The sequence below is a fragment of the Serratia sp. CY55921 genome (assembly GCF_052167655.1).
GTDB classification, from domain to species: domain Bacteria; phylum Pseudomonadota; class Gammaproteobacteria; order Enterobacterales; family Enterobacteriaceae; genus Serratia; species Serratia ureilytica.
In genome coordinates this window covers 592176-611618 of sequence record NZ_JBJNMU010000001.1, presented here as the reverse complement: position 1 = coordinate 611618, position 19443 = coordinate 592176, and the positions used below count along the sequence as shown (strand labels likewise).

Annotated in this window: 15 protein-coding genes; 13 read left to right on the top strand and 2 right to left on the bottom strand. The window is 63.0% G+C overall.

Annotated elements, in window-relative coordinates; genetic code table 11:
- Positions 1 to 123: 123 nt before the first annotated feature.
- The 10 genes from tagH to ACJ8M3_RS02830 all read left to right on the top strand — a co-directional run bounded on the left by tagH (position 124) and on the right by ACJ8M3_RS02830 (position 14289).
- Entirely contained in the window at positions 124 to 1851 is a 1728-nt protein-coding gene (tagH, locus tag ACJ8M3_RS02875; RefSeq protein ID WP_060660569.1) for a type VI secretion system-associated FHA domain protein TagH, read from the top strand.
- Positions 1851 to 2624 carry a PP2C family protein-serine/threonine phosphatase gene (locus ACJ8M3_RS02870; protein WP_033643559.1) on the top strand — a complete coding sequence of 258 codons (774 nt, stop codon included), beginning with the start codon at positions 1851 to 1853 and terminating at the stop codon, positions 2622 to 2624. Before tagH ends, ACJ8M3_RS02870 begins: the two co-directional genes overlap by 1 nt.
- Before the next feature lie 29 nt (positions 2625 to 2653).
- Positions 2654 to 3640 carry a hypothetical protein gene (locus ACJ8M3_RS02865; protein WP_047025438.1) on the top strand — a complete coding sequence of 329 codons (987 nt, stop codon included), beginning with the start codon at positions 2654 to 2656 and terminating at the stop codon, positions 3638 to 3640.
- 15 nt (positions 3641 to 3655) lie between these two features.
- Positions 3656 to 4477, top strand: coding sequence for a type VI secretion system accessory protein TagJ (locus tag ACJ8M3_RS02860; protein WP_265093617.1), 822 nt, complete (start codon positions 3656 to 3658; stop codon positions 4475 to 4477).
- Between the two features lie 2 nt (positions 4478 to 4479).
- Complete coding sequence (locus tag ACJ8M3_RS02855; RefSeq protein WP_033650842.1) at positions 4480 to 5055, top strand: type VI secretion system baseplate subunit TssE; 576 nt, start codon at positions 4480 to 4482, stop codon at positions 5053 to 5055.
- Positions 5056 to 5059: 4 nt separating this feature from the next.
- The gene (tssF, locus tag ACJ8M3_RS02850) at positions 5060 to 6946 is read left to right on the top strand and encodes a type VI secretion system baseplate subunit TssF (protein ID WP_060660568.1); all 1887 of its coding nucleotides are present in this window, start codon (positions 5060 to 5062) and stop codon (positions 6944 to 6946) included.
- A complete protein-coding gene (tssG, locus tag ACJ8M3_RS02845) occupies positions 6943 to 8013 on the top strand; it encodes a type VI secretion system baseplate subunit TssG (protein ID WP_021505743.1) in 1071 nt (356 codons plus the stop codon). Before tssF ends, tssG begins: the two co-directional genes overlap by 4 nt.
- Before the next feature lie 56 nt (positions 8014 to 8069).
- Entirely contained in the window at positions 8070 to 10724 is a 2655-nt protein-coding gene (gene tssH, locus ACJ8M3_RS02840) for a type VI secretion system ATPase TssH (protein WP_089197181.1), read from the top strand.
- A 49-nt stretch (positions 10725 to 10773) separates the two neighbouring features.
- On the top strand, positions 10774 to 12219 hold the full coding sequence (locus tag ACJ8M3_RS02835) for a serine/threonine protein kinase (RefSeq protein WP_033643565.1): 1446 nt from the start codon (positions 10774 to 10776) through the stop codon (positions 12217 to 12219).
- 141 nt (positions 12220 to 12360) lie between these two features.
- Entirely contained in the window at positions 12361 to 14289 is a 1929-nt protein-coding gene (locus ACJ8M3_RS02830) for a type VI secretion system Vgr family protein (protein WP_042784895.1), read from the top strand.
- Between the two features lie 188 nt (positions 14290 to 14477).
- On the opposite strand, the gene sbmC is transcribed toward ACJ8M3_RS02830, so the two are convergent.
- Both sbmC and kynA read right to left on the bottom strand, forming a co-directional pair.
- The gene (gene sbmC / locus ACJ8M3_RS02825) at positions 14478 to 14945 is read right to left on the bottom strand and encodes a DNA gyrase inhibitor SbmC (RefSeq protein ID WP_033643568.1); all 468 of its coding nucleotides are present in this window, start codon (positions 14943 to 14945) and stop codon (positions 14478 to 14480) included.
- Between the two features lie 22 nt (positions 14946 to 14967).
- Positions 14968 to 15810, bottom strand: coding sequence for a tryptophan 2,3-dioxygenase (gene kynA, locus ACJ8M3_RS02820; RefSeq protein WP_033643569.1), 843 nt, complete (start codon positions 15808 to 15810; stop codon positions 14968 to 14970).
- 294 nt (positions 15811 to 16104) lie between these two features.
- Between kynA and ACJ8M3_RS02815 the strand changes: the two genes are divergently transcribed.
- From ACJ8M3_RS02815 to ACJ8M3_RS02805, 3 genes are all read left to right on the top strand, one after another.
- Positions 16105 to 17142, top strand: coding sequence for a LacI family DNA-binding transcriptional regulator (locus tag ACJ8M3_RS02815; protein ID WP_033643570.1), 1038 nt, complete (start codon positions 16105 to 16107; stop codon positions 17140 to 17142).
- 269 nt (positions 17143 to 17411) lie between these two features.
- The gene (locus ACJ8M3_RS02810; protein ID WP_233503964.1) at positions 17412 to 18647 is read left to right on the top strand and encodes an MFS transporter; all 1236 of its coding nucleotides are present in this window, start codon (positions 17412 to 17414) and stop codon (positions 18645 to 18647) included.
- A 21-nt stretch (positions 18648 to 18668) separates the two neighbouring features.
- Positions 18669 to 19433, top strand: coding sequence for an SDR family NAD(P)-dependent oxidoreductase (locus ACJ8M3_RS02805; protein WP_033643571.1), 765 nt, complete (start codon positions 18669 to 18671; stop codon positions 19431 to 19433).
- The last annotated feature ends 10 nt before the right edge of the window (positions 19434 to 19443 follow it).

Here is a 19443-nt window from a genome sequence, read left to right as displayed (position 1 = left end):
TAACTCAACTACCAAAAAACACCTATTACAAAGAAGAAAAGAATCGAAGTTAGCCATCTGATTAGATGACTAAATCAACATACGCCCAAAGCAGTCTAAAATCCCCATCAGCAGGAATGCCTTATGCGATTTTCCATTGTAAAAAATAAAAGCGGCCAGGTTCCGCCGCAAAGCAGTTGCGATTTTCTGCCGCCGGGCGGCACCATCGGCCGTAGCGTGGACAACAACCTGGTGCTGCCGGACGAAGAGCGCGCCATTTCCCGTCTGCAGGCGATCGTGCACATTTCCTCTGACGGCGAATGCCGCATCACCAATCGCGGCAACGTCACCCGCGTGCTGCTGAACGATATTCCGCTGGAGCGTGGCCGCCAGGTTGAACTGCAGGATGGCGACGTGCTCGGCATCGACGATTACCAGATTGAAGTCAGCGCGCTGCAACAGCACGCCGCGCCGCAGGCTCAACCGGTGGCCAAGGCCGTTGCCGCTGCTGCGGCCCCTGCAGCCGCCGCCAAAGAAAAATCCGCCGCGCCGATCCCCAACGAAATCTGGGACAGCCTGGTGGAAGAATTTACGCCGAATGCGTCGGCCGCCGTCACACCGCCGCCGGTAGCCAATCCAGACAGCCATCCGCTGCTGGATACCCCCGCTCGCGAGCTGAACCCGGCCGATCCGCTGGCGCAGCTGGCGGGCGATGTCGATCTGCGCCAATTGCAGCAACAGCAAACCGATCCGGCCGCCCTATTCAACACCGACTCCACTTTTGAGCGTGAGCATATCCTGGCCGACACCACCCCCAGCGCGCTGCTGGCGGAGCAGGCTGCGCCACCGCGCCCGGCTCCCCCCGTCCAGAATGCGCAGCAACCGGAACAAGAGCTGGATCCGCTGGCGCTGTTCGGCGGTTCATCCGCGCCCGCTTCGCCAGAGACGTTAAACAGCAACGACCCGCTGGGGCTGTTGATGGGCGGCGCCGTGCCGCTGGCTCAGCCGGAGGAACCGGCACAACCGCCGTCCCCACCACCGGCGCCGATCGCCGCACAACCGCAAGCGCCGCGCCCTCAACCGACGCCGCCGCCGGTGCAGAGACCCGAGCCGCAGCCCCAACCCGCACCGCAGTTCAGCCAGCAGGAACCGCCTGCGCAACCTCCGCGCCCGCGCCAGGGCAACCGCTTGGGCATCGATCCGGTCGCCTACCAGTCCGCCCAGCGGCAGCACGCCGCCGCGCCGAATGGCGACACCTTGGAGGGGCCGCTGCTGACGGCGCTGTTGCAAGGCCTCGGTCTCGACGATCTGCAGCCGCAGCCGCATTTCGACGAACAACAGATCCGCCAGGCCGGCCGCCTGCTGAGCCTGTTCTCGCAAGGCACCGTCGCCCTGCTCTCATCCCGCTCGATCCTCAAGCGCGGCGTGAAGGCCGAGATGACCATGATCCTCGACGAGGCCAACAACCCGTTCAAACTGCTGCCTTCGGGGAAAACGGTGCTGATGCAGATGTTCGGCAGCCAGATGCCGGGCTTTATGCCGCCGGAACAGGCGGTGCGCGATGCGCTGATCGACCTGCAGGCGCACCAGCTGGGGATGATCGCCGGCATTCGCGCCATCATCGCCGCCATGCTGCAGTCGTTCAACCCGGAGCGCCTCGAAGAGGAAGCGCGCAAGGAAGGCGTGGCGCCGCGTCTGTCGCTGCCCGCCAACCGCAAGGCCGCGCTGTGGGACTACTTTGTGAAGAACTATCAGCAAACCTCCGGCGAGATCGAGGACGATTTCCACACTCTGTTCGGCGAAGCCTTCCTGCACGCCTATGACGTTGAAGTGAATCAATACAAAGACTCACAGACCAAACCGGACGCGTAATGAATATCACCATAGCCTCTACCTCCAATCAGGGCGGCCGCGCCTCCAACCAGGATCAGACCGGCGAGGTGCTCGGCAACCGCGCAGCCTGCTTCGTGGTGTGCGACGGCATCGCCGGTTTTCCGGGCGGCGATATCGCCGCCAAACTGGCGCGCGACACCATTTTGCAAAACTTCGACGGCGAAAAGCACCTTAACGCCCAGAGCATTCGTCAGCACATTACGCGCGCCAATGCCGCCATCCACCAGCAGCAGCGGCAGTCGGACGAATACAGCAAGATGGGCACCACGCTGGTCAGTCTGTTTATCGATCGCGATTACCAGCTGGCCTACTGGGCGCACGCCGGCGACAGCCGCCTGTACCTGTTCCGCCGCGGCTACCTGCATGCCGTCACCACCGACCACAGCCTGATCCAACAGATGCAGGACGCCGGTTATCAGACCAACGGCATCAACAGCAACCTGCTGTATTTCGCGCTGGGGCTCAACGAAGAGCGCGACGCCACCTACAGCGACGTGCTGCAGCTGGAAGACGGCGACGTTTTCCTGCTGTGCACCGACGGCTTCTGGCACAGCTTCAGCCAGGCCGAACTGGAACAGTCGCTGCACATGGTCAACTCCCCCAGCGAGTGGATCGCCCTGATGCAGCAGGCATGGAAGAAAAACAATAACAGCGATAACTACAGCGCTATCGCCGTCTGGATTGGCTCACCGCAGGAAACCACCCTGCTGCATTCGCTGGCGGATGCGGAACGGTTTCTCATCCGCGACTGAGTCGGCGCACATTCACAGCAAGGTTCACTATGAAATACTGGATGCCGGGGCTCGTCGCCCTGATGGCGGTACCGACCGCGCAGGCGATGAACTATCGCCTGGTTTACTCCCCCAGCCAGAAGCTGGAAGTGTTTATTGATGACGTCAAGAACAGCAATCCGGAAAGCTGGTGCGGCAAAAGCATCCCGCTGCGCATCGTCTCAGCGCAAGGCAAAGATCCGGCCGTGTTGAACGACTTTCTGCCCCGCGTCGGCAATCTGCTGGAAAAGCAGTGCCCAAAAGCCGGTCATCTGCCCTGGACGCTGACCGACAAGCGCGGTGAGAAGCTGGCGACCGGCGAAGCCGCCAAAGCGCGCGGCTGGAAACCGGTGGTCAAACAAGAGACCGCCGAGCAGCCGCAAACCCCGCCGCCGCCGACCATTCCTGCGGCGGTGGCCGTCACCTCTGCGCAGGCGGACACCGCACCGCCACAGCGTTTTAGCCTGCCGCAGGGCTGCCACTTCCGCACCTTCTGGGGTGACGAAGCCACCGGCGGCGCGCTGTTCATTCCCGCCGGCGACGCGCTGCGCTGCGGCGAGGACGGCTGGCTGCAAGGCAGCGGCGCGGTCACGCTGCAACACGGCGGGCAAACCCTCTCGCCGACGCTGTGGTTCCTGCAAGGTTACCCGCTGGCGAAGATCAACGGCGGCGATCGTGCGCTGACCGTCGTCAGCGCCAACGCCCAACGGCTCATTTTAGGCGGCAACCCGCAGGCGCCGGGCAGCTTCCTGCTGCTGACCTTCGAACCGCAGTTGCACGCCTGGGCGTTCAACGGTGAAGCGATCGTTGAAATGCCGCGTGTCGACGCCGCCGACGAGACCAAGATCACACAGCGCGTGCAGCAGGCGCAAACCGCCTGGCAGCCGCTGCTGAGCGCCTCCGCCCCGCTGACCTTCAAGCTGGTGGAACAGTTGGCCGCAGACCGGGTCGATCCCGCCAGCGGCAGCTACCTGTCGGTTAACGGCGCCACTCACTGATTATAAGGAAAGCCTGTGAAATCATTAGCAAGCATGCTGCAAGGCCAGTCGATCGCCGCGGTCATCACCGCCGTCGAGAACGATATCAAGGCAAAACCGGCGGATGCCGACCTGCGCGCCGCGCTGGTGCAACTGCTGTGTCTGAGCGGTAACTGGACGCGCGCCAACGCGCAGTTGAAATCCTGGCAGGCGCTGAAACCGATCGCCCAACCAACCACCTTGCTGCTGATGCAGTCGGTCAACGCCGAGCTGCAACGCCAGGCGGTATTCGCCGGCACGGCCGCGCCGACGCTGCTGCGGCAGGCGCATCCCTGGCTGAAACTGATGGTGCAGGCGCTGCATCAGGATGCGCAAGGGGCGGCCGAGCAGGCCCAGACGCTGCGCGATGAGGCGCTGGAGGCCGCCCCGGCCGGCGCCGGGCGGTTAATGTTGGCCGAAGGCGACCAAGAGCGGCAGCTGAGTTTCGACTGGCTGACCGACGGTGACGGCCGCCTCGGGCCGGTGTGCGAGCTGGCGCTCAACGGTGTTTACTACTGGGTGCCGTTTGCCGACATCGCCGCGATCCAGTTCCAGGCGCCACAGAGCGCCATCGATCTGGTGTGGAGCCATGCGCTGGTGCGCCTGACCGATGGCCGCGAACAGGTATGCCAACTGCCCGCCCGTTACCCGCTGCCCGAAGGCAGCGACGACGCGCTGCTGCTCGGCAAACGCACCGAATGGCAACCGCTGGGCGACGGCGCCCACTATGCGGGGCTGGGCCTGAAGACCTGGCTCAGCGAAAGCGACGAATTCCCGCTGCACAGCCTGCGGCAGTTGAGCTTCGACGCGAGCGCCTGACCATGAACGACAAGCGCCCCCCCCACTATGACGGCGGCGATCTGCGCCGCCAGGGCTATCGCTCTCGTCAGGACAGCGAACGCCTGACTTCACGCGACAAAATGCAGCCGGTGCTGCTCGATATGCTGACCGACGACGAACCGCAGAAAAAGCAGGAGGCGCAGGTGCGCAACCTGGTGTCGCACAGCGAGCTGCGCCGCCGGGTATTGCGCGATTTGCAGTGGCTGTTCAACTGCGTCAACAGCGAATCCAATCTGGATCTCGGCGATTTTCCGCAGGTGCGGCGTTCCACCCTGAATTACGGCATCGCCTCGCTGGCGGGCAAGCGCATGTCGGACATCGAATGGCTGGACATTCAGCGCGCGCTGACCGATTCCATCCTCCATTTCGAGCCGCGCATTCTGCCCGACGGGTTGCAGGTGCGCTGCATTTCGGACACCGGCTCGCTGGATCTGCACAACGTGCTGTCGATCGAAATCAAGGGCCGCCTGTGGTGCGTGCCCTATCCGCTGGAGTTTCTGTTCCGTACCGACGTGGATCTGGAAAACGGCCACTTCGATCTGAAAGACATAGGGTAAGGCGATGGACAGTAAACTGTTAGATTATTACAACCGCGAGCTGGCCTATCTGCGTGAGATGGGCGCCGAGTTCGCCGAACAGTACCCGAAGGTCGCGGGCCGTCTCGGCATGCGCGGCATCGACGTGGCGGACCCTTATATCGAGCGTCTGATGGAGGGCTTCGCCTTCCTCACCTCGCGCGTGCAGCTGAAAATGGACGCCGAGTTCCCGCGCTTTTCTCAGCGCTTGCTGGAGATCATCTACCCCAACTACCTGTCGCCGACGCCGTCGATGGCGATCGCCGAGCTGCAGCCGGACAGCAGTAAAGGCGATATCAGCAACGGCTTCGTGGTGCCGCGCGGCACCATGATGGACAGCCAGACGCTGAAGAAAAGCGGCATCACCTGCAGTTACACCACGGCGCATGACGTCACGCTGCAGCCGGTGCGCATCGCCGGCGTCGAGCTGGGCGGCATTCCGGCCGATATTCCGCTGGCCTCGCTGGGGCTGCAGCACAGCGGCTGCGTCAGCGCGCTGCGCATTCGGCTCGAGTGCTACGAAAGCGTGACGCTCAACAACCTGCAGCTGGACCAATTGATGTTTTACCTGGCCGGGCCGGACATGCAGGCGCAGCAGCTGCTGGAGTTGCTGATGCAGCACAGCGTCGGGCTTGTCTGCCAAACGGTGGAGGCTCAGCCGCAGCGGCGGGCGCTGGCGTTGGACGGGCTGCGACAGGAAGGCTTTGCCGCCGATCAGGCGCTGCTGCCCAACGATCTGCGCAACTTCGAAGGCTACCGGCTGCTGCAAGAATATTTCGCCTTCCCGGCGCGCTTCCAGTTCTTCAGCGTCAACGGCCTGCGCCCGCTGTTGCAAAGCGTGCGCGAAAGGAAAAAGGCGCTGCGCCAGTTCGAAATCGTGGTGCTGCTCGATAGGCACGACGCCGCGCTGGAACGAGTGGTCGACGTTGCCCATTTGGCGCTGCACTGCACGCCGGTGATCAACCTGTTTCCGAAAGTGGCCGAACGCATCGCGATCAACGAAAAGAACCACGAATACCATCTGGTGGTCGACAATATCCGGCCGCTGGATTACGAAGTGTTTTCGGTGCAGCGGCTCGGCGGCAGCGCCAGCGAAAAACGCTACGAGCAAGAGTTTCGGCCGTTTTACAGCACCCTGAGCGCGGACGATGGCAACTATGGCGCCTACTTCTCGCTGCGGCGCGAACAGCGCACGCTGTCGGAGCACGCCCGCCGCTACGGCACCCGCACCGGCTATGCCGGTTCGGAAGTGTTCGTATCGCTGGTGGACGAACGGCAGTCGCCGTGGCACAGCGATCTGAAATACCTCACCGCCGACGTGCTGTGCACCAGCCGCGACCTGCCGTTGATGCTGTTGCAGCAGGATCAGGGCAATTTCGTGATGCCCGATTCAATCCCGATCAAGCAGGTCTCGCTGCGCAAAGGCCCTACGCCGCCGCGTCCGGCGCTGGCCGAAGGGATGATCACCTGGCGGTTGATCAGTCAGCTGCAGCTGAATTACCTCAGCATGATGGACGGCGATCCGGAACAGGGCGCCGCCAGCCTGCGCCAGCTGCTGGGGCTGTACGGCAACCTGAGCGAGCCGGCGATCGCCAAACAGATCCAGGGCGTGCGCCACTGCAACTTGCGGCCGGTCTATCGGCGAGTGCCTGAACCCGGCCCCATCGTGTTCGCGCGCGGTATCGCCATCGATCTGACGGTCGATGAGCAGGCGTTCTCCGGCAACAGTCCTTACCTGCTCGGCAGCGTGCTGGAGCGCCTGTTCTCGCGCCTGGTGGCGATGAACACCTTCACCGAGATGACGCTCTCCAGCCAGCAGCGCGGCGAGATCGCCCACTGGCAGGCGCGCATGGGCAAAAGGACGCTGATATGAGCGCGGAGATGATCGCCACCGAACTGGCGCCGCCGCAGATCAACGCGCTGTATCGCCTGCCGGACGACTTCTGGCCGCGGCTGCGCAGCGCACCTTACAAGCACGATCTGTTTCAACTGCTGCGGCGCATCGACGCCCAGGGCGGCCAACCCTACCTGCTGGGGCGCGCGCCGCTGCCGCGCCACGAGATGCTGCGCCTGGGCCAGGAACCTTCGCTGTCGTTCGCGCCGTCCACGCTGGCGCAGGTGACGCCGCGCGCCAACAGCCCGCTGCACGACGTATCGATCTTCAGCTTCGGCCTGTTCGGCCCCAACGGGCCGCTGCCGCTGCACCTGACCGAATACGTGCGCGAACGGGTGTATCACCATCAGGACACCACCCTGCTGGCGTTCACCAATCTGTTCCATCACCGGCTGACGCTGCTGTTTTACCGCGCCTGGGCCGACGCGCAACCTACGGTGTCGCTGGATCGCCCCGACAACCGGCGCTTCGACGAGTACCTGTCGAGCCTGATCGGCATCGGCCAGCCGGCGCAGCAAGAGCGCGACAGCATCAACGCCCACGCTAAACATTTTATGGCCGGTCATCTGATTCGCCACAGCCGCGATCCGGAAGGCCTGAGCAAAATTTTGCAGCAGTATTTCAAGGTGCCGGTGCGCATCGTCGAAAACGTGCCGCACTGGCTGCGGGTGGAGCCGCGCGAGCAGGCGCGGCTCAAGGCCGGACGCGGCGCGCCGCGGCTCGGCGAGTCGGCCTTTCTCGGCATCGCGGTGCGGGATATCCAGCACAAGTTCCGCATCGAGCTGGGGCCGATGCCGCAGCAGGACTATGACCGCTTTCTGCCCGGCGCCGATCTGTGCCGGCAACTGCGCGACTGGGTGCGCCAATACCTGGGCATCGAGTTCGTCTGGGAAGTGCGCCTGATCCTGGCGAAGGAACAGGCGCACGGCATCCAGCTCGGCGGCGCGCAGCGATTGGGCCTGAGCAGTTGGCTGGCCGACCATCGGCGACAGCGCGATCTCGACGATCTGATCTTCAGCCCTGAACCGCTGGAAAACCCGTTCTGACCCTATTTCGGCCGGCGCCCTGCGGCGTCAGGCCACTCTGAGACCTGAGGAAAACCATGTCTGAAATCAGCCGCTCGGTATTATTCGGCAAACTGGATAGCCTGTTATTCACCTCTCTGGAAAGTGCGACGGCGTTTTGCAAGCTGCGCGGTAACCCCTACGTCGAATTGGCGCACTGGCTGCATCAGCTGATGCAATCGCCGGACGGCGATCTGCAGCAGATCGTTCGCCACTTCGCGCTGGACGAGGCGCAGCTGGCGCGCGACATCGTCGAGGCGCTCGATCGCCTGCCACGCGGCGCCAGCGCCATCTCCGATCTGTCCGAGCACATCGACAGCGCGGTAGAACGCGCCTGGGTCTATGGCTCATTGAAGTTCGGCGCGGCGCGCATCCGCGGCGGCCACCTGCTGCTCGGCATTCTGAAAACCTACAGCCTGCGCCACCTGCTGAAGGCCATTTCCCCGCAGTTCGAGCGCATCAACGCCGATCTGCTGATGGAACAGTTCGCCGCCATTACCGCTCACTCGGCGGAAAACGCCCAGGATGCGGCGGCGCAAAGCGGCGCCGAGCCCCTGCCCGGCGCGGCGCGCAGCGGTGAAAGCGTGCTGGCGCAGTATGCCCAGGATCTGACCGCCAGAGCGCGCAACGGCGAGATCGACCCGGTGGCCGGCCGCGATGAAGAGATCCGGCAAATCGTCGATATTCTGATGCGCCGCCGCCAGAACAACCCGCTGCTGACCGGCGAGGCCGGCGTCGGCAAAACCGCCGTGGTGGAAGGCCTGGCGCTGCGCATCGTGGCCGGCGACGTGCCGCCGCAGCTGCGCGACGTGAAGCTGTGCCTGCTGGACATCGGCATGCTGCAGGCCGGCGCCGGCATCAAGGGCGAGTTTGAAAAACGGCTGCAGGCGGTGATCGACGAAGTGCAATCCAGCCCGACGCCGATCATCCTGTTTATCGACGAAATTCACACCCTGATCGGCGCCGGCGGCGCCCAGGGCACCGGCGACGCCGCCAACCTGCTGAAACCGGCATTGGCGCGCGGCCAACTGCGCACCATCGGCGCCACCACCTGGTCGGAATACAAGAAATACATCGAGAAGGATCCCGCGCTCACCCGCCGTTTCCAGGTGGTACAGGTGCACGAACCGAGCGAAGACAAAGCGCTGCTGATGCTGCGCAGCACCGTCAGCCCGCTGGAGCAACACCACCGCGTGCTGCTGCTGGATGAAGCGGTGGACGCCGCGGTGCGGCTGTCCCATCGCTATATTCCGGCCCGCCAGTTGCCGGACAAGGCGGTGGCGCTGCTGGATACCGCCTGTGCGCGCGTGGCGGTCAGCCAACATGCCGAGCCCGCCCAGGTCGAAGACTGCCGCCACCGCATCGATGCGCTGCAGATAGAGTTGGATATCGCCCGCCGCGAGGCCAAGGTCGGCATCGGCGATCCCCTGCGCCCGCAGGAGATTGAAGCCCAATTGACCGCGCTGCGCCAGGAACTCGAACAGTTGACCGAGCGTTGGCAGCAGGAGCTGGCGCTGATCCAGCAGATCATCACGCTGCGCGCCCAACTGCACGCCCAAGAAGAGGCGAGCACCGACGAAGAGACGCAAACGCGCCCTGATGCCGACGCGCTGCGCGCCCAATTGGGCGAACTGCAGCAGCAGCTGAGCGCGCTGCAGGGCGAAGCGCCGCTGATCTTCGCCGCCGTCGACGCCAACATCGTGGCGGCGGTGGTGGCCGACTGGACCGGCATCCCGCTGGGCCGCATGGTGAAAAACGAGATTGAAGCGGTGCTGCAGCTCTCCGACACCCTGAATCAGCGCGTCATCGGCCAACGCCATGCGCTGGATCTGATCGCCCGCCGGGTGCGCACTTCGCGGGCGCGGCTGGACGATCCGAACAAGCCGGTCGGGGTGTTCCTGCTGGCCGGGCCATCCGGCGTCGGCAAGACCGAAACCGCGCTGGCGCTGGCGGAAACCCTGTACGGCGGCGAGCAGAACGTCATCACCATCAACATGAGCGAATTCCAGGAGTCGCACACCGTTTCGACGCTGAAAGGCGCGCCGCCCGGCTATGTCGGCTACGGCGAGGGCGGCGTGTTGACCGAGGCGGTTCGCCGCCGTCCTTACAGCGTGGTGCTGTTGGACGAGATCGAAAAGGCGCACCCGGACGTACATGAAATCTTCTTCCAGGTGTTCGACAAGGGCTGGATGGAGGACGGCGAAGGCCGTCATATCGATTTCCGCAACACCATCATCATCCTGACCTCCAACGTCGGCACCGATCTGATCGCCGGGTTGTGCAGCGATCCGGAGCTGCTGCCGGAGCCGGAGGCGCTGAGCGGCGCGCTGCGCCAACCGCTGCTGTCGGTGTTCCCGGCCGCCTTGCTCGGCCGCCTGCTGGTGGTGCCGTATTACCCGCTGACCGACGCCACGCTGGGCAACATCGTGCGCCTGCAATTGGGCCGCATTCAGCGTCGCCTGGCGGAGAATCACGACATCGTCTGCACCTTCGACGATGCGGTCATCGAGCAGATCGTCAGCCGCTGCACCGAGGTGGAGTCCGGCGGCCGCATGGTCGACGCCATCCTGACCAACACCCTGCTGCCGCAGATCAGCCACACCCTGCTGACCGGCAGCGCCAACGACCAGCGCTATCGCCAGCTGCATATCGCGCTGCAGAACAACGAATTCATTTGTCAATTTCAGGCATAACGCCGCGGCCGCCGAGACGGCGGCCCTTTGAACACAGAGAGTCATCACTATGTCGGGAACCGGGATAACCAAACCGAATTCGAACAGCCTGCCGAGCGGCTATCGATTCAATGAATTCGAGATCCAGGAAGCGATCGGCGAAGGCGGCTTCGGCATCGTCTACCGCGCCTACGATCACCAACTGGAACGCACCATCGCCATCAAGGAGTACATGCCAACCTCGCTGGCGAAACGCAACGACGATCTCAGCATCGGGCTGCGCGGCGAACGCTTCGGCAAAACTTTCCAGGCCGGGCTGAACAGCTTTATTCAGGAGGCGCGTCTGCTGGCGCGCTTCTCGCATCCCGGTCTGCTGCACGTGTTGCGCTTCTGGGAAGAGAACGGCACCGCCTATATGGGCACCCAGTTTTACAGCGGCACCACGCTGAAAAACCTGCAGGCGCAGCAGCCGGAGAAAATCGACGAGGCGTGGATCCGTCGGCTGCTGCCGCCGCTGTTCAGCGCCATCAACACCATCCATCAGGAAGGCTATCTGCACCGCGACATTTCGCTGGATAACATCCAGATCCAGGAGAGCCAGCTGCCGGTGCTGCTGGACTTCGGGTCGGCGCGCAAAGAGATCGGCAACCTGTCGGACGAAACGGAGATCATGCTCAAGCCGGGCTTCGCGCCGATCGAGCAGTACACCGAGAACAGCGACGGCGAACAAGGGCCGTGGACCGATATCTACGCGCTCGGCGCCGTGCTGCACACGCTGATCGTCGGTTCGCCGCCGCCGGTCAGCGTGGTGCGCAGCATCGAAGACAGCTACCAGCCGCTGACCGAGCGCCGCCCCGCCGGCTACTCGCCGGAGCTGCTGCGCACCGTCGATCGCGCGCTGGCGCTGAAGCCGGAAGACCGCCCGCAGACCATCGACGAAATGGCCGAGCTGTTGCATCTGCCGATCGCCGATGAAAACGAAATCATCAGCACCCCGGCCGCCGCGCCGGAGAACTTGCTGGTCGCCGCCAACCCGGCCGCCGCTGCGGCCGCAGCCGGCACCGTTACCGCGCGCGGCACCCAATTCTCGCGCCCGATGATGGCCGGCGCCGGCGTCGCCGCGCTGCTGGTGATCGGCGCGATCGCCTGGCTGAGCGGCGGCAAGGACGATGCCCAGGCCGTCGCTCAAAACAGCGAGGCGTCACCGGCGCAGAAAACCCTGACGCAGCAGCCGAGCGCGCCGCAAACCGCGCAGCCTGCGGCGGCGGAACCTGAAAAAGCGGCGCCGCCGGCGCAACCGGTGGCGTTGGTGTACTTCAAACTGCAACCGGGTGAGCAGGTCAGCCTCGACGGCAAGCCGCAGCAGGTGACGCCGGGCGAAAACGGCTTCGCCAGCCTGAACCTGGCGCCGGGCCGCTATCAGCTGGAGATCCGTCACAACGATCGGCTCCGCCGCCAGCAGCTCAGCATCGACACCGCCGGCACCTGGCTGGTCAACCCGGCCACTGCCGGCTAATCCCGTTCTGAAACTCCGTCTCGGCGGGGTTTCCCCTATTTCATGAGACTGACGAGCAACTGCCCCCTCATTGGCCGCGCGGCAAGGCCGCTGCAACGCCGGAGTATGCAGGGCATGACGTCAATCACAGAGGACGTTCTCATGTTGGATCGCATTATTGCGCACACGCCACTGGGCCAGGAGCAACTGCTGTTTCGCTCGCTGGACGGTATCGAAGCGCTTTCCACTCCTTTCGACTTCTCTATTGAATTGCTGAGCACCGACGCGCGCCTCGATCGCAAAGCGCTGCTCGGCCAACCGCTGACGCTGGAAATTCCGACCCAGGGCTTTCTCAGCGCCCCGCGTTACCTGAACGGTAAGATCACCGCCATCGCCGTCAGCAGCGAAGAGATCGGCGGCACGCGCTACGCGGTGTACAACCTGCACGTGCAGCCGGATCTGTGGCCGATGACCAAAGACCGCAATTTCCGCATCTTCCAGGAACAGACGGTGCCGCAGATCGTCAAGACCCTGCTGGCGGAGCACAACGTGCAGTTGGAAGATCAGCTGACCGGCGACTATCGCCTGTGGGGCTACTGCGTGCAGTACAACGAAAGCAGCTTCAACTTCATCAGCCGCCTGATGGAGCAGGAGGGCATCTATTACTATTTCAAACATGAAATGGGCAAACACACGCTGGTGCTCGGGGACGCCCCCCACCATCACCAGCCCTATCCCGGCTATGAGATGATCCCCTACCACCTGACGCCGTCGGGCGGCAGCACCAGCGAGGAAGGTATCAGCCAGTGGACGTTGTCCGATCGCGTCACGCCGGGCATCTACAGCCTGGACGACTACGATTTCCGCAAACCGAACGCCTGGCTGTTCCAGGCGCGGCAAAATCCGGTCTCGCCGACGCCGGGGCAAATCGACGTTTACGACTGGCCGGGCCGCTATACCGAGCATCAGCAGGGGGAGTTCTACGCCCGCGTGCGCCAGGAAGCCTGGCAGGCCGAACATCAGCAGATCCGAGGCACCGCCACCGCCATGGGCATCGCCCCCGGCAGTACCTTCACGCTGTATAACGCCCCGCATGCCGACGACAATCGCGAATATCTGACGCTGCAGGCCAGCTACCATCTGAAAGAGAATCGCTACGCCAGCGGCGACGATCAGAGCAGCGAACACCGCATCGACTTCATCGTCCTGCCGGCGGACGTGCCCTGGCACCCGCCGCAGCAGGCCACCTGGCCGAAAACCCACGGACCGCAGACCGCCCGGGTGGTCGGCCCGGCCGGCGAATCGATTTGGACCGACAAATACGGCCGTATCAAGGTGAAGTTCCACTGGGATCGCTTCGGGCCGAAAGACGACGGCAGCTCCTGCTGGGTGCGCGTCTCCAGCGCCTGGGCCGGCCAAGGCTACGGCGGCGTGCAGATCCCGCGCGTGAACGACGAAGTGGTGGTGGACTTTATCAACGGCGATCCGGATCGGCCGATCGTCACCGGGCGCGTCTATAACGAAGCCAGCATGCCGCCGTGGGCGCTGCCGGCCGCCGCCACCCAGATGGGCTTTATGAGCCGCACCAAGGACGGCACCGCCGACAACGCCAACGCCCTGCGTTTCGAAGACAAGGCCGGCGCCGAACAGGTGTGGATCCAGGCGGAGCGCAACATGGACACCCAGGTGAAAAACGATGAAAGCCACACCATCGCTAACGATCACACGCATCTGGTGGGCGGTAACCAGATCAAACGGGTGGTGCTCAATCAGGCGACCGGCGTCAAAGGTGAATCCTCCGCGCTGACCGGCAAAACACGCAGCGACGCCGTGGTCAATGCCTTTACCCTCGGCTCCGGCGAATCGCTGCGGCTCGAATGCGGCGAAAGCGTGATCGAACTGCTGGCGGACGGCCAAATCAACATCACCGGCACCAGTTTCAATATCACGGTAAAAGAGGATGGCGCGATCAACACCGGCGGCCAGCTGGATCTCAACCAGCCTGGCGGCGCCGCACGCACCGCCGCACCGGGCGGTGGCCATCAGGCGGCAATCCAGAGCGCCGTCGATCAGCTGTTCCCTAAAGAGTAGGTAATTTGTTCGCCGGGAAAGCCGGTTAACGCCGCCCCTCGGGCGGCAGTACCGGCAAAAATGCCGTCCGCTGTAACCCCTTTTGGCAAGGAGATTAATAGGCTGGCGGCAAAATCACTGACGTTAAGCCAACACAACGGGCTGAATCTGTACCGCCCATCGATTCAGCCTTCTTTATCATTTCCCCTTCACCACTTTTTCACCGTCTGGTAAATCTCGAGGTCGAAATAGCCGTCGGCCTCGCAATCGTTGAGATAGTGTTCGTAGCTCACCCCCTCAACCGGCTGATAGCCGCTGGCCGGCAGCAGCTTCTGGTAAAACTCGCCCCATACCCGTTCGAAATCGCCATCGCTGATGCGTACGCGGTAAACCGCGTACTGCCCAGCGGGCAGCGTCTGCACGGTCATACCCGCGCTGCCCGTCGGCAGCGCGAAATCGTCCGCCACGCTCATCACCACGTCGGCGCGCAGCTTTTCCGGCGCCACTTCTGCCGGATCGTCCCAATACAACACCAGCCATTTGCCGAACGGCACGTCGTGACGCTGCCGCCATGCCAGCAGTTGCTGCGAACCCTGCGGGATGGTCTGCGGATACGGCCCCACCACTCTTACCCCCACCACCTTCTCCGCCGCCTTATCGATAATCCTCACGCTCATCGCCCTTCCCCCTCACAGTGTCTCAGGCACCGATTTCGGTACGCACGTCCAGCAGTTCGGGGAAAAAGGTCAGGTCCAACGCCTTTTTCAGGAAGCTGACGCCGCTGGAACCGCCGGTGCCCGACTTAAAGCCGATGATCCGCTCCACCGTTTTCATATGGCGGAAGCGCCACAGATGGAAACTCTCTTCGATATCCACCAGCTTCTCCGCCATTTCATACGCTTCCCAATAGGTCTGCGGGTTGTCGTAGATCACTTTGAACGCCGGCAGCAGATCCGGGTTGCGCTGATAGGGCTGCGTCCAGTCGCGCTTGAGGCACTCCTGCGGGATCGGCAAACCGTGGCGCGCCAGGTACAGCAAGTATTCGTCGTACAGGCTCGGCGCTTCGAGGATCGCCTTCAGCGCCGCGTGTTTTTCCGCATCGCTGCTGAACACCGCCAGCATGGCGGCGTTCTTGTTGCCGAGCAGAAACTCGATCGACCGGTATTGATGCGACTGGAAGCCCGAGGAACTGCCCAACACATCGCGAAACTCGACGTATTCCGACGGCGTCAGCGTTTCCAGCACCGCCCACTGTTCAAACAGCAGCCGCTGGATCTGTTTAACGCGCGCGAGAATTTTAAAACAGTGGCTGAGTTTGTCCTGCTGCACCAGCCGCAGCGCCGCCTGCAGCTCGTGCAGCATCAGCTTCATCCACAGTTCGGAGGTTTGGTGCTGTATCACGAACAGCATTTCGTCATGATGCGGCGGGTTGGAGAGCGGGTGCTGGCAGTCCAGCAGTTGGTCCAGGCACAGGTAGTCGCCATAGCTCATTCGTTTGGAAAAATCGGTGACAATCGCGCTTTCTAATTCCCGTTTGTTCATCTGTGATCTCCGTTGCGCCCAGCGCCCCATCGGCCTGGAACGTGCCGCAAAGAGAAAACAATAGTACAGAACCCGCCGCCCCGAAGGGCGATAAACGAGAGATGCTTCGCAGATCTCACTCATCTGCGTCACCCCATGGCCGCCGCCCTTTGCTGTTTAGTAAACAACCAGCCCTGCGCCTGACGACTCTCACAAATGCGCGATCCCGTGCGGGTTTCGCCCCGGTTGCGGCTTGCCTGCGCCCGCCTTCCCTTATAGATTGCAGGCTAACGGCAGGCAGCAAGGGATCGGCAAATGGCAAATATTCGTGATGTCGCGCGGTTGGCCGGCGTGTCCATCAGCAGCGTGTCGAACCTGCTGAATAATCGCAGCCACCAGATGAGTGCACAGACCCGTCAGCGCATCGAACAGGCGATGGACACCCTGGGCTATCGTCCGGCGCGCACCGCAGTGAACCTCGCGCCACAGGCGAAGATCATCGGCCTGCTGCTGCCGTCGATCGTTAACCCGAGTTTTTCGGCGCTGGCGCACGCCGTCGACAGCGCGGCGCGCGCTCACCGCTACCGCGTCTTGCTCGGCAACGCCTACCGGCAGGAACAGGAGGAAGCCGCGTTTATCGACGATATGTTTCTGCATGGCGTGCGCGGCATCATCGTGGCGGCGAGCGACATCCGCCAGACCCATTTTGTCCGGGCGGCCGAGCGAGGCATGAAGATCGTCAGCTATGACAGCCCGTTCGCCGAGCCGATGGCCGCCGACAGCCGGTTGTTCGACAGCGTGTCGATGGACAATCTCGCCGCCGGGCGTCTGGCCGCGCAGCACCTGCTCGAACGCGGCTGCCGACATATCGTGTTCGCCACCGAAGCGGCGCTGACCGTGGGGCGCAGCCACAAGATCGACGGTTTTCTGAGTGCGCTGGGGCACAACTTGAGCGAACGCCAACGGGTGATCGAAGGCAAAGCCACCAGCGCCTACGGCGACACGGAGATGTTCGAATTGGGGCTGACGCTGGCATCCCGCATCCTCGCGCTGACGCCGCGCCCGGACGGCATCGTGGCGATTAACGATGCGCTGGGCATCGGGCTGATGGTGGGGCTGCGCGCCGCCGGCGTCCAGGTGCCAGCAGAGATTTCGGTGGTCGGCATCGACAATATCGCGCTTGCCGGCCTGGCCGAACCGGGGTTGACGTCGATCGGCCCGCCGCTGGCCGAGATGGCGCAGCTGATGGTCGAACGCCTGATCGGCCGCATCAACAATGATTCACAACCGCCCGGCGAGTTTCTCTTCCCGCCGACGGTCATCAGCCGGCGTTCCGTCAAAACCGCCGGTTAATACGGTAAAAACGGCTTACCCAGGCGATGCGCAGATAGCATCGTCCGGCTCGCCGCAGCCAAAATCAGAAAAAACAGCGTCGTCGCAATAAATAAACGGCGCGACGCTTTATGCACGCAACGTCGTTATTCAGCACGCCGCTCATGACTTTGGGCCGGGCCGCTATTATTCCGATTAACCACATGGGAAAAACCATGATGAAAAAAACAATGCCAAAGGATATTGAACGCAGTGCCATCAGGCAATTGACGCTGCATATTGTCCCCCTAATGATCTTGTTGTATTTCCTGGCCTTTCTCGACCGCAACAATATGGCCTACGCCGCCAAAACGTTGGAAGATAATCTGGGATTGACCGCCTCGGCTTTCGGCTTCGCTTCCGGAATTTTCTTTATCGGCTATTTCCTGTTTGAAATACCCAGCAACGCCGGCACCATTAAATTCGGCCCGCGCATCTGGTTCGCCAGAATATTAATTTCCTGGGGCATCTTCGCGACCCTGCTCGGTTTTGTGCGCACGCCGCTGGAGCTGTATATTTGCCGTTTTATGCTGGGCGTGTGCGAGGCCGGTTTCTTTCCCTCGGTGGTGTATTACTTCACGGTCTTCTTCCCGGAAAAATACCGCACCAAAATTCTCGGCATGTTCATCATCGTCCAGCCGCTGTCTAACGCGGTCGGCTCGCCGATTTCCGGCTTTATTCTCAATATTCAGCATGACTGGTTCGGCTTCGCCCCCTGGCAGCTGCTGTTCATCCTCGAAGGGCTGCCGCCGATCGTCATCGGCCTGCTGATCCCCTTCCTGATCAAGAACTCGCCCAAGGACGTCGGTTATCTGAACGTGGAGGAAAAAGCCTGGCTGATGAGCAACGCCGGCCGCTCCAAATCCGGCTCAAAAATCACGCTGGGCGACTTCCTCAAGGGCATTAAAAACAGAAAGTACCTGCTCTACGCGCTGCTCAACTTCGGCATGGTATGCGGCATTTACGGCTTCGGCACCTGGCTGCCGTCGATCATCAGCGCCATTTCCGGCAGCGATATCTTTCGCGTCAGCCTGCTGGCGCTCATTCCCTACGGCCTGGCCGCGCTGCTGGTGTATCCGTGGAGCCTGTGGGCCAGCAAAACCAAAAAGCTCGGCGTGTTCGCCGGCCTCAGCATGGTGATCGCCGCCATCGGCCTAATGGGCGCGGTGACATTTTTTAAATACGACCCGTTCGTCGCGCTGTCATTCCTGTGCATTGCCGCCATCGGCATCTACACCGCCGTGCCGCCGTTCTTATCCATGCCCGCCAATATCTCCACCGGCGCGGCCGCGGCCGCCGGGCTGGCGGTGGTGAGCTGCATCGGCAATATCGGCGGTTTTGTCGCCCCCTATGCGGTGGGCGTGCTGAACGATCTGACCGGCAGCAGCGCGCCGGGGCTGTTTTTCCTGGCCTCGTGCCTGCTGGCGACCGGTTTGATCTGCATTTTCTACTGCGCCAAACAGCGTGAAGGCGTCATCAATTCTTAACGAACCAATAAGGAGTCAATCATGGGCGATCTTGCGGGCAAAAAGGTCTTTATCACCGGGGCGGAACAGGGCATCGGCCGCGCCACCGCAGAGCGGCTGATCAAGGCCGGGTGCGACATCTATTTTCACTACCACAGCGACGAAAGCGGCCCCAAGGCGCTGGTGGCACTGGCCCATTCACTCGGACAAAAGGCCGCCTACGGCTACGCCGATCTCATCGACACCGACGAAACGCTGCGCTGCGTCTCGGCCGGCGCCGAGTTTCTCGGCGGCATCGATATTCTGATCAATAACGTCGGCGGCATCGTCGGGCGCAAATGGCTGGGCGAGATCGATCGCGCCTTCTGGCAAACCGTGATCGACGTAAACATGACCACCATGCTGAACGTGACCCAGAGCGCGCTGCCGCACCTGAAGGCGGCGCCGAACGGCGCCAGCATCATCAACCTGGCCTCGCTGGCCGGCCGCGCCGGCGGGCACGCCGGCTCGCTGGTCTATTCCGCCACCAAGGGCGCGGTGCTCACCTGGACGCGCTCGCTGGCGGCGGAGCTGGGCGAGCACGGCATCCGGGTGAACGCGGTGGCGCCCGGCCTGATCCTCGGCACCCGCTTTCATAATCGCCATACCACCCAGGCATCGGCGGAGGAAACCGTTCGCAGCATCCCGCTGGGCCGCGCAGGCACGCCGGACGACGTGGCCCGCGCCATCGCCTTCCTGGCGGCGGAATACGACGGCTTCATCTCCGGCGCCACTCTCGACATCAACGGCGGCATCTTCCGCATGTAGTTCAGCTGCG